Here is a 13,880-nt window from a genome sequence, read left to right as displayed (position 1 = left end):
GAAACCGGCCACACAGCGCTGGGTAGTCCCGGCTCACTCGATCGCGGCTCAGCGCCGCCCGTCGGGGTGAGCTTCGGGTCCGACCCTTCCGGGGGAACCCGTTCAAGGGTTAGGACGGTGTACGGGAGTTCGCACCGCCAGACCCCGGAGACGGAGAGTTCCATGTCGTTCACCGCCGAAGACCTCGCCGAGGTCACCTTCGGTAACGCCCCGATCGGCCGCCGTGGCTACGCGAAGCACGAGGTCGACGAGTTCGTCCGGCGCATCGCCAAGACGCTCGCCGAGGAGGACGACCTGACCGCCGCCGAAGTGCACCACGTGATGTTCTCGAAGCCGCTGATCGGCAAGCGCGGCTACGACGAGCGCGAAGTCGACGAGTTCCTCGACGCGGTGGAGGAGCAGCTCGCCGCCCGCACGGGCCAGGCCCCGGACCTCCCGGGCGCCCGCACGGCAGCGGAAGCGACAACGGAGCGCGCCACCCCGCCCACCCTCCGAGCGGAACGCCTCCAGCAACGCTGACCCGAAGCGCCCCAAGGCGGCCTTCGGTGCGTCACACGCACCCAAGGCGGCCTTCGGTGCGCCACACGCACCCAAGGCGGCCTTCGGTGCGCCACACGCACCCAAGGCGGCCTTCGGTGCGCCACACGCACCCAAGGCCACATTGGGGCGCTTTGGTCAGGCGTCCGCGTTCTTGTGGATCCGGTCCGCGAACTGGACGGCCGTCGCCGCTCGCTTGACCTTGCCCGACGGCGTCTTCGGGAGGCTGCCCGCCGGGAGCACCACCACCGCGTACGGGCGCATGTCCACCGCGTCGCGGACCCGGGCCGAGACCTGCTTCATCAGGTTCTTCTCCGCCTCGGCGTCGCCCGCCAGCTTCGACTCCACGACCACCGCGAACCGCTCGCGGCGGCTGCCCGCGTCCAGCCGGACCGCCACCGCGTTGCCCGCACGCACCCCCTCGACCGACGTCGCCGCGCGCTCGATGTCCGTCGGGTACAGGTTGCGGCCGCCCATGATGATGACGTCCTTGCGGCGGCCGCAGATGACGATCTGGCCGTCGACCAGGTAGCCGAGGTCGCCCGTGTTCAGCCAGCCGTCGGCGTCCTGCGTCGCGACCGGGCCCTCCATCGTCAGGTAGCCGGGCGTCACAGCCTCGCCGCGCAGCCGGATCTCGCCGACCTCGCGCTCGCCGAGCCGCCGGCCGGAATCGTCGACGATCTCCGCCTCCAAGCCGTCCAGCGGACGGCCCAGCAGCGCGAACGACCGGACGCTGTCGGTGCCGCGCCGAGGGTCGCCCTCGGGCACCGGCACCGCGCGGTTCTCCGCCTCCAGCGCGTCGGCCTCGACGACGTCCAGCGTGAGCCCGGTGAACAACGGCGCGAACGACACCGCAAGAGTCGCCTCCGCCATGCCGTAGGCCGGGAAAACGCATTCCGCGGGCATCTTGAACCGCGCGCCGGCGTCCACAAAGGTCTGGACCGCGGTCTCGTCGATGGGCTCGGCGCCGTTCAGCGCGATGCGCAGCTTCGACAGGTCGTAGGCGTCGTCGTCGTCGACGCGGGCCATCCGGCGCCCGACGATCGCGTAGGCGAAGTTCGGCGCCGCCGTCGTGGTGCCGCCGTACTTGGTGATCAGCTCGGGCCAGATCAACGGCCCCGCCAGGAACTCGACGGGCGTGATCTTGATGAGCTCGACGCCGAAGGTCATCGGCACGGTCAGGAACCCGACCATGCCCATGTCGTGGAACGTCGGCAGCCACGACACCATGACGTCGGTGTCGAAGTCGAACTCGGCGCGCTCGACCATGGCCTTGACGTTGGAGTAGAGGTTCCCGTACGTGATCCGGACGGCCTTGGGGTCGGCGGTCGAGCCGCTCGTCAGCTGCAGCAGCGCGGTGTCGCCCTCTTCGGTGGTGACGACGTCCGCGAGCGGCTCGGCCCCGGCCAGCTCGGTGATCAGCTTGAACCCGATGCCCTTCTGCTCCAGCACCGGGGCCAGCTGGTCGAACGGCTCGCCCAGCAGCACCAGGTCCGAGCCGATCATTCCCAGCACCCGCACGGTGTCCTCGGCCCACTCGGCGAGATCGGTGCGCGGGGTCGGCTGGTGCAGCATGGTGACGCTGCCGCCGGCCAGCCACACGGCCTGCACGGTCGGCGCGATGAGGACCGGCGCCGCCGCCAGCACCGCGACGGCCCCGCCGCGCTCGAACCCGCCCGCGACGAGCCCGCCGGCGATCCGCCGGGCTTCGGCGTGCACCTCGCCCCAGGTCCGCCGGACCGGCTCCTTCGGCTCCCCGGTGACCATGCCACGCTGCTGACCCCGCTCCGTCGCGGTGGCGACGAGCGTGTCCACGAACCTGCTCATGGCGGGAACATTACTGTCTGAGTGTCAACGTCCGCGTGCCAACTGGCGAACACAGCGGTGTCCCCCGGTGTTGCGCGGCCGATCGCCCCTGTTCACGGCGGTGGCCTGCGCCGCCGTTGCGCGTTGCCCGGCCGTTGCGCGCACGTTCGCCGGGCCGCAACGGCCGGCACGCACGAAGTCGCAACGGCCTTCGCCTTCCCGGCGCCTTCCCCGGCCCGCACGATCGCAGGACGACGCCGGCCGGGGAGCCGGCGCGAGATCCGGGGAGGTCCTCATGTCCGTGTTCCCGTCCGTCCGCCGCCGCTTGTCGGGGCTGTGTGCCGTCCCGGCGGACCCGATCGTCCTGCTGGTGTTCGCCTTCGCCGCGGTGCTGCTGCTGGCCGGCCACACCCCGGACGCCGTCGTCACGGTCCTGGGTTCGCTCGTCCAGCTCACCGCGGCCCTCGCCGGCCGGCGCCGTAACACCGGGCCCGCGCCGGACGTTGTCCAGCCGTGACGACCGACGAAACCACGGCCGCCGAGAGCGGCTCGCCGGGCGAGGCCGAGGAAGCGCTGACCCGGGAGCTGAAGCGGCTGATCGAGGGGAGCGGCCGGTCGTTGCGGACACTCGGCAACGACCTCAAGGTCTCCCCGTCGACGCTTTCGCGGGCGGCGAGCGGCAAGGCGTTCCCGTCGCTGACGGTCGTCACGGCGCTCGCCCGGACGGCAGGCGGCGACCCGGACCACGTCCGCCGGCTCTGGGCCGCGGCCGACGAAGAGCGCCGGACCGCGCAGACGGCACCCGTCGAGGAGGACGAACGCGAACTGCTGCGCATGACCGCGACCGCGCTCAACGCCGAGCGGCAGCGCCGCGGCCTGCCGCTGGACAAGCTGGCGAAGACGTCCGGGTGGAGCAAGAGCACGCTGTCCACGGTGCTGCGCGGGCAGCGCGTGCCGGACATGTCCCTGCTCCAGGACGTGCTCCAGGCCATGGAGATGACCGACGCGGAGGTCGGCAACTGGACGACGAGGTTCGCCAGGGCCGCCGAAAAGGCGCGGCTGGGCGCGCTGGCCCGGCCCGAGGTCTACGTCGAGACGGCCCTGGTCCCGCTGCGCGCCCAGCTGCGGCGCTGGCAGCTGGCCGTCGCCGCCGTCGGCGTGCTGGCTCTGGCCGGGCTGCTCGTCGGCGGGCTCGGCCTCTGGTCCGCGACGAACCTTCCGGAGTCGCTGTCCGAGCCGGGGCCCACCACCACCGTCACCGTCGGCACGCCGGTGCCGCCGGGGCCCAAGACGGCCGAGGTCGACGTCGGGTTGGCGGCCCGGCTCATGTCGGTGTTCGAGCAGCCGCGCGCGGACGCGAAGGTGACGTCGACGGTCGAGACGAAGACGTGGGTGGAGGTCACCTGCCGGCTGGACACCGGCGAGGAGTTCACCGACGACGGCCTCATCGGCGACAACCGGCCGCAGACCACGAAAACGTGGCTGAAGATCGCCGTGCACGGCCAGGACCTCGGGTACGTGCCGAGCATCTACCTCAAGCTCTACGACTACGAACGGCCGGTCCGGCAGCCGCCCGCGTGCTCCTGAGTCACTCCAGCAGCTCGGACGTCTCCAGCCAGCGGGCCTCGACGTCGGAGATCTCGCCCTGGACGCCCTTCAGCTCGGCGTTGAGCTCCATCAGCTGCGCCGGGTCGGTGGCCACCTCCAGCAGGGCCGCGTGCAGCTTCTGCTCCTTGGCGTGCAGCTGGTCGAGCTTGCGCTCCAGGCGCGCCAGTTCCTTCTGGGCCGCGCGCAGGTCCGCCGCCGACTTCTTGGCCTCCACCTTCTCCGCCGACGGCGCCGGGCCCGCGACCGGGCGGACCGCCGCGCGGCGGTTCAGGTACTCCTCGATGCCGCCCGGCAGGTGCGTGATGCGGCCGTCGCCGAAGAGCGCGACCACCGTGTCGCAGACCCGTTCCACTAGGTAGCGGTCGTGCGAGACGACGACCATCGTGCCCGGCCAGCCGTCGAGGAGGTCCTCGAGCTGCTGCAGCGTGTCGATGTCCAGGTCGTTCGTCGGCTCGTCGAGCAGCAGCACGTTCGGCTCGGCCATCAGCAGCCGGCACAGCTGCAGCCGGCGCCGCTCGCCGCCGGAGAGGTCCGCCACCGGCGTCCACTGGCGGGCCGCCGGGAAGCCGAGCTTCTCGCCGAGCTGCGACGCCGTCATCTCCTGCTTGCCGAACACGACGCGGCCGGCGACCTGCTCGATCGCCTGCAGCACGCGCATTTCGCCGGGCAGGTCGTCGAGCTCCTGGCGCAGGTGCGCGAGCGCGACGGTCTTGCCTTCGATCCGGCGCCCGGTCGACGGCTCGACGTCTCCGCCCAGCAGCTTCAGCAGCGACGTCTTGCCCGAGCCGTTGACGCCGACCAGGCCGATCCGGTCGCCCGGCCCGATCCGCCAGGTGACGTGGTCGAGCAGCGTCCGCTCGCCCACCGCGTAGCTCGCGTCCTCCAGCTCCAGCACGGTCTTGCCCAGCCGCCGCTTCGCGAACGCCATCAGCTCGACGGAGTCACGCAACGGCGGGACGTCGGCGATCAGCGCTTCGGCCGCCTCCACGCGGTAGCGCGGCTTCGACGAGCGCGCCTGCGGGCCGCGGCGCAGCCACGCCAGCTCCTTGCGGGCCAGGTTCTGCCGCTTCTCCTCCACCGACGCGGCCAGCCGGGCCCGCTCGGCGCGCGCGAAGATCCAGTCGGCGTACCCGCCTTCGTACTGTTCGACGCGGCCGTTCGCGACCTCCCACGTCAGGCTCGCGACGGTGTCGAGGAACCACCGGTCGTGCGTGACGACCACGACCGCGATCCGGCGTGCGAGCAGGTGGTCGGCCAGCCAGCGGACACCTTCGACGTCCAGGTGGTTGGTCGGCTCGTCGAGCACGACGAGGTCGAGCTCGCCGGTCAGCGCGGCGGCCAGCGACACGCGGCGCCGCTCGCCGCCGGAGAGGTTGGCGGTCGGCGTGTCCAGCCCGATCGCGGTGATGCCCAGGCCGTCCACAATGGACCGGACGCGCGCGTCGGCGGCCCATTCGTGCTCGGCGCCGTAGCGTTCGAGCACGACGTCGCCGACCGTGCTGCCGCCGGGCAGCTCGGTCCGCTGGGTGACGACGGCCATCCGCAGGTCGCGAACGTGGCTCACCCGCCCGGAATCCGGCTCGGTCAGTCCGGAAAGGACTTCCAGCAGGGTGGTCTTGCCGCCGCCGTTGAGGCCGACGACGCCGATGCGCTGCCCGGCCGCGACGCCGAGGGAGACGCCGTCCAGCAGCGGCTTCACCCCGTAGGACTTGCTCACCGCCTCCAGGTTGACCAGGTTGGCCATCCGCTCAGCCGTTCCTTTCCGAGATTGGGGGAATCCATGGTGGATGCCTCAGGCGTGCACCCGCGGCGGCATCGGGCGCGGTGCGTCGTCGCCGCCGACCACGCGCGCGCCGGGGACCGGGCCGTGCGCGACGCGGACCGTGCGGCACACCCCGGCGCCCGACAGCTCCGCGGCGACCTCGACCGCCGTCTGCGCGTCTTCGCAGAGGAACGCGCACGTCGGGCCCGAGCCGGAGACCGTGCCCGCGAGCGCGCCCGCGTTGACGCCGGCCCGCAGCGTCCGGCGCAGGCCCGGCCGCAGCGAAACCGCCGCCGCCTGCAGGTCGTTGCCCAGCAGCAGCGCCAGCTGCCGTGGGTCACCCGAGGCCAGCGCCTCCACGACGGGCGTGTGCGAGCCGATCCGCGGCGGGTTGCCGTCCACCCGCAGCCGGTCCAGTTCCTTGAAGACCTTGGGCGTCGACAGTCCTTCGGCGTCGAAGGCCAGCACCCAGTGGAAGGTGTGCCGCGACAGCACCGGGACCAGCTGCTCGCCCCGCCCGGTGCCCAGCGCCGTGCCGCCGTAGAGCGCGAACGGGACGTCGCTGCCCAGTCCGGCGGCGATCTCGGCCAGCTCGTCGCGCGTGATGTCGAGGTTCCACAGGCTCGCCAGCCCGACCAAGGTCGCCGCGGCGTCGGCGCTGCCGCCCGCCATGCCGCCCGCGGCCGGGATGCCCTTGCGCAGCACGATCCGGACCTTCGGCTCGCCGCGGCCGACGTGCGCGGCGAGCGCTTCGGCCGCGCGCCAGGCCAGGTTGGTGCCGTCGGCGGGCACCGAGCCCTCGCCCTCGCCGTAGATCTCCAGCCCCGGCTCTTCGGTGACGGCGACGGTGACCTCGTCGGTCAGCGACAGGGCCTGGAACACGGTGACCAGCTCGTGGTAACCGTCTTCGCGCAGGTCACCGACCGAAAGGTGCAGGTTGACCTTGGCCGGGACCCTCACGGTGACTGGGGGCGGAACTACGGCGAGCACCCGACCAGCCTACGTGCCCGCGTTCCGACCAGGAGAAAGGATGCCGAGCCCGACGTCCAGCGCCACCTCCGGCGGCGTGCGCGGCGTGCTTTCGAGGCCGTTGAGCTGGACGGCGACCCGGGCGACCGGGCCCGCAGGCTCGCCTCGGGGTCGTCCGAGCCACCGCACAGCCGCGCGTGCAGCCCGAGCATCCGGTCGGCGCCCGGCGCGATGGCCTTCAGCGCCGTCGCGTTGCGCCGGGCCAGGCCGATCACCGGCCCGAAGCGACCTTCGCGCTCGGCGATTTCGCGCAGGAGCTGCCTTGCGTCCGCAGCTGTCCGCGATCCTGATCGGACTGTTCGGGTTCCGGCTCGCGTCCGCTGCCGTGAATGCCACATTCAGGAACGCCGTGTCCCTGAATGTGGCATTCACGGATGTCCGGGTCAGGCCGCGACGCCCTGGGGGCCGCGCGCGGTGTGCGTCACGTGGCCGCCGCGCTCGGCGACCCATGCCAGCGCCGCGTCGGCCCGCTCGCCGCGGACGCCCAGGCGGAACCGGCCGACCGGGGTGTCGCCGATCCGGGTCAGGCCGCCGCCGATGGTGGCGAACTCGACGTCGAACCGGCCCGCGGCCTCCGGCAGCAGCGCGCCGACCGACGCGAAGCCGACCAGCACGACGTCGACCGAGCGGTCGTAGCGCGCCGCCTGCGAACGCGTCGTCTCGATCGCGGGCAGCAGCGCCTGCGCGGTGCGGCTGGCCGGGTTCGAGATGAGGTCGAGGACCGTGCCGCGCTCGACGACCGTGCCGTCTTCGAGCACCGCGACGTCGTCGCAGACCCGCCGGACCACGCCGGCGTCCGGCGTCGTGATCACGACGGTGGTGCCCAGCTCGGAGCGGGCGCGGTCGAGCACGGTGAGCACCGCGCCGGCCTCCTCCGGGTCGACCCCGGCGGTCGGGTCGTCGGCGAGCAGCACGGCGGGAGCCGCGGCGAGCGCCTTCGCGACCGCGACGCGGCGGAGCTGGCCGGCGGTCAGTTCACCGGGACGCTGCGCCGCACGCTGCGTCAGGCCCACGAGGTCGAGCAGGGAGCCGACCCGGCTGCGGCGCTGCGGGCCGTCGACGCCGAGCTGCTCCAGTGGGGAGGCGATGTTGCCGGCGATGGTGCGCTCGGCGAGAAGCTCGGGCTTGGTCGAGACGACGCCGAGCTGGCGGCGGATCTCGCGGAGCCGCCGGCCGTCGAGGGTGCCGGTGTTGAGACCGTCGAGGCGGACGACGCCGCGGTCGGGGCGCTCCTGCAGCGCGATGCACCGGGCGAGGACGGACTTGCCCGACCCGGCGGGGCCGACCACGCCGAACAGCGAGCCCGCCTGGACGTCGACGCTCACGTCGCGCAGGGCGATGACCGAATTTCCGTTGGCAGCAAAGGATTTGGACAGGTTTTCGACGGTGATCACGAAGGCTCCAGAAAACGGGGTGCGCGCAGCGCGCGGCACCCGGCCGCAAGCGAATTCCGTCCGTTATGGACGGTGCAGGAAGAAGAGGTGGACCGGCTCGGGAAAGCTCAGCGGGAGCGCCGACATGCGGTCACGGAGCGGCGGCCTTCGTCGACGACGCGACGCCTGGTCAGGAGCAGGGGGCGAGCTACCCTCTTCATCGGAAACGGCCTCCATCGGTCCTGGCGGTAGCACCTGCCCTGCGGAGGGTGGTTGCTGCGACTTCGGCGAGCCAGGTCTCTCAGTCGCTCGGGATGGACGTACTGAGTAAAACCGATCCCGAGGAGCGAAAGCAAGCCCGTTGGCCCAGATCACACGACTGGAGGTGTCCGGATCGCGGGAAGCGGCGCGCGGAAGGCGTATTTTCACCGCTTCCACAGTGGAGCTAACGCGCGGCGGCGATCCGGGCGAAGTCGTGCACGTCAAGCTGCTCGCCGCGGCTCTTCGGGTCGACGCCGGCGGCCGTCAGCAGCTCACCGGCCCGTTCGGCCGACCCCGCCCAGCCCGCGAGCGCGGCGCGGAGCGTCTTCCTGCGTTGTGAGAAAGCGGCGTCGACGAGACCGAAGAGCCGGTCACGGTCGTCGGACGCCGGAGCGGCACCGCGTTCGAAGGCGACGAGCGCGGAATCGACGTTCGGCACGGGCCAGAACACCGAGCGTGGCACGGCGGCGACCTTGCGTGCCGGGCCGTAGTAGGCGAGCTTGACGCTGGGCACGCCGTAGATCCGGCTGCCGGGCGCGGCCGCCATCCGGTCGGCGACTTCGGTCTGGACCATCACGAGCCCGGACCGCAGGGACGGCACCTCGGCGAGCAGGTGCAGCACGACCGGGACGGCGACGTTGTAGGGCAGGTTGGCGACGAGCGCGGTGGGCGCGCCGGGCAGGTCGGCGCTGGTGACGCGCAGCGCGTCGGCCCCGACGACGGTGAGGTTCCCGGCCACCTCGGGTGCCCGCTCGGCGACGGTCTTGGGCAGCCGTTCCGCGAGCTTGGGATCGATCTCGACGGCGACGACCCGGGCGCCGGTGGCGAGCAGCCCGAGGGTGAGCGACCCGAGCCCGGGCCCGACCTCCAGGACGACGTCGTCCGGCGAGATCCCGGCCAGCTCGACGATCCGGCGGACGGTGTTGGGATCGTGCACGAAGTTCTGCCCGAGCTTTTTCGTCGGCCGCACGTCGAGTTCGGCCGCCAGCCCGCGGATCTCGGCAGGTCCCAGCAGTTCAACCACCGGACGAGCCTACCGAGCGCACTCCGGCGCGCCCCGCTCGGTGCAACCTGCCGTGCGAGGCCCGCGCACGCGAAACAGCCCCCGTCCGGTCGGACGAGGGCTGTTTCGGAAAGACCTCAGGCCTTCTTGCCGCAGACCGGCCAGGCGCTGTAGCCGCCGCGGGCGTCGCGGACCTTCTCCGCGACCGCGATCTGCTGCTCGCGCGACGCCTGGTTCGGGTAGGCCGCGTACTGGTCGCCGCCGTAGGCGTCCCAGGTGCGCTTGTCGAACTGGAGGCCGCCGTAGTAGCCGTTGCCGCTGTTGATGGCCCAGTTGCCGCCCGACTCGCACTGCGCGATGCGGTCCCACGCGGAGCCGTCGCCGATGTCCGGGGTCGGGGCCTTCTTCGTCCCGACGTGGACGATCTTCGGCTTCGGCTGGGTGATGACCTGCTCGGAGACGCTCTCGCGCGAGACCTCTTTGCCGTTCTTCTGCGTGACCTTGTAGGTCACCATCTTCTCGCCGGGCGTGCCGGGGTCCTCGACCTCGGTCTTGCCCTTGTCCAGGTCCGGGTCGTCGACGCGCTGCTCGGGCGGGTCGATCGTCTCCTTCTGGGTGACCGTCGAGACGCCGGTGCGGCTGATGTGTACCTCGGCGCCGTCGACCAGCTTGACGTCCAGGCCGCCCTCGGCCTGGTCCTCCGGGCCCAGGGTGAGCTTGTACTCGCCCAGGAACTCCTTCGTCGTGACGGCCGTCGTCTGGACCTTCTTCGGCGCGTTGGCGCCGTCGTACAGCGTGATGTTCTTCAGCGTCTTGATCTCGACAGTCGCGCCCTGCAGCGGCAGCTCGCCGTTCTTCGGCATCGACATCCACGTGCCGGGCTTGTCGACGCCGGCCATGCCGAGCTGGCTGAGCGCGTCGCCGAGGTGGGTCGCGCGGACCCAGGAGGTGTGCTCGGCGCCGTCGACGATCAGCTTCAGCTGGCGGCCGCGCTCGAGCTTGATGACGCCGCCGTCGCCGACCTCGGCCTGCGGCGAGGGCGACAGCGAGTCGTGCGCACCGACGGACAGGCCCGCGTCCTCGAGCACCTCGCCGACGGTGTCGCCGAAGGTGTGCACGGTCTGCTGCTGGCCGTCGACGTCGACGGTGATGCTCTTGTTCATCGCCAGCGCGGCCGCGCCGCCGCCGGCGATGCTGATCATGACGGACAGGACGGCGCCCTTGAGGAACCGGCGCTTCCAGACCTTGGTGGTCTCGCGGATGCCCTCGTCGAGCGCGGCCTTGCGGGCCTGCGGGGACGCCGTGCGGTCCGCCTCGAGCGCGTCCGGGATGACGATCGGGGGCAGGTACGTCGTCTCGGCGTTGATGAGCCGGATCAGCTCGTCGACGTCGACGTCGATCTCGGCCATCATCGCGTCGGCGTCGGGGCCGAGCGCGGCGAGGATGTCCTGCTGCGTGATGTTCGGGTCGTCAGAAAAGTCGAGCTGGCCGTACGCGGTGTCCTCGAACTCGCGGTCGAGAACGGCCGTAGAGCGCGCTCCAGCCTGTCTGCTACCTGTCACCGGGTCGTTCCCTTTCCCAAGACGCCGTTCGGGGCGACGTCTTTACGTCTGGGCCCGCAGCCGGCGCCATCGTCACGGTTCCGGGTCGTACCTCACTCCGGTTCCGCTTCCCCGACGTGCACTGACGTGACTGTGGGCGTAACAGCCGGCAACTGCTGAGTGCAGTACCGACCGGCACGATCACGGGACAGTAACGGGTCGCGGCGGGTTGCGCAAACACCCCCCGGAGTGTCGTGATCTGGGTCACTCCATCAGGTGGCGGACGCGGGAACCCTTTTGTCGCAATGCGTTCAACCCGATGTGACGCTCGGGAGTCGGTAGACCCGCTCGGCGGTGGTCCGGACCGATTCGGCGACTTCGTGGACAGCTTCGCCCCTGAGCGTCGCGAGGTGACGGACGGTGTAGGCGGCGCCGAACGGCTCGTTCGGCCGTCCACGGAACGGATGGGGGGTCAGAAACGGTGCGTCGGTTTCGACGAGGTACTGCCCCGGCGGGCACAGCCGCGCCGCCTCGTGGAGGCCCTTGGCGTTCTTGAACGTCACCGTGCCCGCGAAGGAAAGGACGTATCCCGCGTCGAGGCACCGGCGGGCGATTTCCGCGTCCCCGGAAAAACAATGGAAGATTACGGCGTTCGGCGCACCCTCTTCGGCCAGGATGCGCAACACGTCCTCGTGGGCGTCGCGGTCGTGGATCATCAGCGGCTTGCCCAGCCGCTTCGCCAGGTCGATGTGCCAGCGGAAGGCCTCCTGCTGGGCGTCGTGCGGCGAGTAGTCCCAGTAGTAGTCGAGGCCCGTCTCGCCGACGGCGACCACGCGCTCGGCCGCGGCCAGGCGCTCCACTTCGGACTTTTCGGCCTCGCCGAACTCCTTGGTCCGCGTCGGGTGGATCGCGACGGCGGCCCAGACCCGCGGATCCCACGTCGCCGCCTCGGCGGCCCAGCGGGCCGAGGCGAGGTCGTCCGCGACCGTGACGACGCGGGCGACGCCGGCGCGCTCGGCGCGGTCGACCATGGCCGTGACATCGGCCGCGGTGACCGCGCCGCACGCGTCGAGATGGGTGTGCGCGTCCACCACCGACACCGGGAGCCGGTCCGGGACCGGTGGCAGCTCGCGCTTCTCGTCACCCATGCATTCCCTCTTAGTCCTTCGTGATCGGCGCCCACTCCGGGCCGGTCTCGCCGAGCGCCGGGTCGAGCTTGGTGAACAGCGGCGTCGGCTTGGCCAGGGGCCGGCCGACCTCGATCGGCGTCGACTCCCACTTCGCCTGCTCGGCCGCGTAGTCCCCGGTCAGGATCGGGTTGACCCGGCCGGCGATGTCGAGGTCCTCGACTTCGCGCAGCTCCGGCTGGGCGGCCCAGACGCCGGTGCCGCCGAGGGCCTCGTGCACCTTCTGCGCCGAGTGCGGCAGGAACGGCGTCAGCAGTGTGTTGGCGTCGCTGACGACCTGCAGCGCGGTGTGCAGCACGGTGTCGCGCCGCGTGGGGTCGTCCTTGAGCTTCCACGGCTCCTGGTCGGAGATGTACTTGTTCGCCGCGGTGACGACCTTCATCGCCTCGCTCGCCGCGAGCTTGAACCGCGACCGGGCCAGGTGCGCGCCCGCGGTGTCGAACGCCTTGCGGGACAACGCCTTCAGCTCTTCGTCGGCGGCCGTCGGCGCTTCCGGACGCGGGATGGCCCCGACGTTCTTGTGCGCCATCGAGATCGACCGGTTGACCAGGTTGCCCCACTCGTTGGCCAGCTCGAAGTTGGTCCGGCGGACGAACTCGTCCCAGGTGAAGTCCGTGTCCTGGGTCTCGGGGCCGGCGACGGTGATGAAGTACCGCAGCGTGTCCGGGCCGAAGTCGCGCAGGAAGTCCTCGACGTAGATCACGCGCCCGCGCGAGGTCGAGAACTTCGAGCCGCTCATCGTGAGAAACTCGCTGGAGACGATCTCGTCCGGCAGGTGCAGGCGGCCGTACTTGCCCGGCTCGCCGCCCTTGTCGCCCTCGCCGTTGTGGCCGAACAGGAGCGCCGGCCAGATCTGGGCGTGGAAGGTGATGTTGTCCTTGCCCATGAAGTAGTACGACCGGGCGTCGGCGTTGTTCCACCACTCCTGCCACGCGTCCGGGTTGCCGGAGCGCCGCGCCCACTCGACGCTGGCCGAGAAGTACCCGATCACCGCGTCGAACCAGACGTAGAACCGCTTCAGCGGCTGGTCGCGCCAGCCGTCGAGGGGAATCTTGACGCCCCAGTCGAGGTCGCGGGTGATCGGCCGCGGCCGCATGTCGTCGATCAGGTTCTTGGTGAAGTTGAGGACGTTGGGCCGCCAGTCGGTCTTGGTCGACAGCCAGTCGCCGAGGGTCTTGGTGAACGCGGGCAGGTCGAGGAAGTAGTGCTCGGTCTCGACGAACTTCGGCGTCTCGCCGTTGATCCGCGACCGCGGGTTGATCAGCTCGGCGGCGTCGAGCTGGTTGCCGCAGTTGTCGCACTGGTCGCCGCGCGCGCCGTCGTACCCGCAGATCGGGCAGGTGCCCTCGACGTAGCGGTCGGGCAGCGTGCGGCCGGTGGACGGGCTGATCGCCCCGCGCGTGGTCTTGGGCACGACGTAGCCGTTGCGGTGCAGCGCCAGGAAGATCTGCTGCGTGACCTCGGCGTGGTTGCCGGTCGTGGTCCGCGTGAACAGGTCGTAGGACAGGCCGAGGCCCTGCAGGTCGGTGCCGATCTGGCGGGTGTACTTGTCCGCCGTCTCCTGCGGGGTGGCGTTCTCCTTGTCGGCCTGGACGGTGATCGGGGTCCCGTGCTCGTCGGTGCCGGACACCATGAGCACCCGGTTGCCGGCCATTCGCTGGTAGCGGGAGAAGACGTCGGACGGGACGCCGAATCCGGACACGTGGCCGATGTGGCGGGGGCCGTTGGCGTAGGGCCAGGCCACCGCGGTCAACACAGGGGTGCTCATACCTT

The 13,880-nt window shown here is 71.4% G+C and carries 12 protein-coding genes and 1 riboswitch; of the genes, 3 read left to right on the top strand and 9 right to left on the bottom strand.

What is annotated here, in order from left to right:
• Nucleotides 1–162: 162 nt before the first annotated feature.
• Nucleotides 163–519, top strand: coding sequence for a DivIVA domain-containing protein (locus BT341_RS11580; RefSeq protein ID WP_072476290.1), 357 nt, complete (start codon nucleotides 163–165; stop codon nucleotides 517–519).
• A 156-nt stretch (nucleotides 520–675) separates the two neighbouring features.
• Here BT341_RS11580 and BT341_RS11575 read toward each other — a convergent pair whose 3' ends face one another.
• Entirely contained in the window at nucleotides 676–2,364 is a 1,689-nt protein-coding gene (locus BT341_RS11575; RefSeq protein ID WP_072476289.1) for a fatty acyl-AMP ligase, read from the bottom strand.
• Nucleotides 2,365–2,638: 274 nt separating this feature from the next.
• Here BT341_RS11575 and BT341_RS11570 point away from each other — a divergent pair, with 274 nt between their 5' ends.
• Together BT341_RS11570 and BT341_RS11565 are read left to right on the top strand one after the other, a co-directional pair.
• Nucleotides 2,639–2,860: a hypothetical protein gene (locus BT341_RS11570; protein WP_072476288.1), complete on the top strand. Its 222-nt coding sequence runs from the start codon at nucleotides 2,639–2,641 to the stop codon at nucleotides 2,858–2,860.
• Complete coding sequence (locus tag BT341_RS11565) at nucleotides 2,857–3,930, top strand: helix-turn-helix transcriptional regulator (protein ID WP_072476287.1); 1,074 nt, start codon at nucleotides 2,857–2,859, stop codon at nucleotides 3,928–3,930. Before BT341_RS11570 ends, BT341_RS11565 begins: the two co-directional genes overlap by 4 nt.
• Nucleotide 3,931: 1 nt before the next feature.
• On the opposite strand, the gene BT341_RS11560 is transcribed toward BT341_RS11565, so the two are convergent.
• From BT341_RS11560 to metG, 8 genes are all read right to left on the bottom strand, one after another.
• Nucleotides 3,932–5,695 carry an ABC-F family ATP-binding cassette domain-containing protein gene (locus BT341_RS11560; protein ID WP_072476286.1) on the bottom strand — a complete coding sequence of 588 codons (1,764 nt, stop codon included), beginning with the start codon at nucleotides 5,693–5,695 and terminating at the stop codon, nucleotides 3,932–3,934.
• Between the two features lie 48 nt (nucleotides 5,696–5,743).
• On the bottom strand, nucleotides 5,744–6,703 hold the full coding sequence (locus BT341_RS11555) for a 4-(cytidine 5'-diphospho)-2-C-methyl-D-erythritol kinase (RefSeq protein WP_072476285.1): 960 nt from the start codon (nucleotides 6,701–6,703) through the stop codon (nucleotides 5,744–5,746).
• Nucleotides 6,691–6,957 carry a hypothetical protein gene (locus BT341_RS44210; protein ID WP_143168529.1) on the bottom strand — a complete coding sequence of 89 codons (267 nt, stop codon included), beginning with the start codon at nucleotides 6,955–6,957 and terminating at the stop codon, nucleotides 6,691–6,693. The genes BT341_RS11555 and BT341_RS44210 overlap by 13 nt, the downstream gene beginning before the upstream one ends.
• Before the next feature lie 168 nt (nucleotides 6,958–7,125).
• A complete protein-coding gene (locus tag BT341_RS11550; protein WP_072476284.1) occupies nucleotides 7,126–8,136 on the bottom strand; it encodes a methionine ABC transporter ATP-binding protein in 1,011 nt (336 codons plus the stop codon).
• A 209-nt stretch (nucleotides 8,137–8,345) separates the two neighbouring features.
• A riboswitch (SAM riboswitch) is annotated at nucleotides 8,346–8,436 on the bottom strand.
• 124 nt (nucleotides 8,437–8,560) lie between these two features.
• Nucleotides 8,561–9,400: a 16S rRNA (adenine(1518)-N(6)/adenine(1519)-N(6))-dimethyltransferase RsmA gene (rsmA, locus tag BT341_RS11545; protein WP_072476283.1), complete on the bottom strand. Its 840-nt coding sequence runs from the start codon at nucleotides 9,398–9,400 to the stop codon at nucleotides 8,561–8,563.
• A 116-nt stretch (nucleotides 9,401–9,516) separates the two neighbouring features.
• Nucleotides 9,517–10,941, bottom strand: coding sequence for a resuscitation-promoting factor (locus BT341_RS11540; protein ID WP_072476282.1), 1,425 nt, complete (start codon nucleotides 10,939–10,941; stop codon nucleotides 9,517–9,519).
• Nucleotides 10,942–11,231: 290 nt separating this feature from the next.
• Nucleotides 11,232–12,068, bottom strand: a complete 837-nt coding sequence (locus BT341_RS11535) for a TatD family hydrolase (RefSeq protein WP_072476281.1) — start codon at nucleotides 12,066–12,068, stop codon at nucleotides 11,232–11,234.
• A gap of 10 nt (nucleotides 12,069–12,078) precedes the next feature.
• On the bottom strand, nucleotides 12,079–13,875 hold the full coding sequence (gene metG, locus BT341_RS11530) for a methionine--tRNA ligase (protein ID WP_072476280.1): 1,797 nt from the start codon (nucleotides 13,873–13,875) through the stop codon (nucleotides 12,079–12,081).
• Nucleotides 13,876–13,880 lie beyond the last annotated feature (5 nt).

Origin of the sequence: Amycolatopsis australiensis (assembly GCF_900119165.1) — a bacterium.
Lineage (GTDB): Bacteria > Actinomycetota > Actinomycetes > Mycobacteriales > Pseudonocardiaceae > Amycolatopsis > Amycolatopsis australiensis.
Note: the sequence above shows the minus strand (reverse complement) of the source record. Positions and strands in the feature narration are given on the sequence as shown.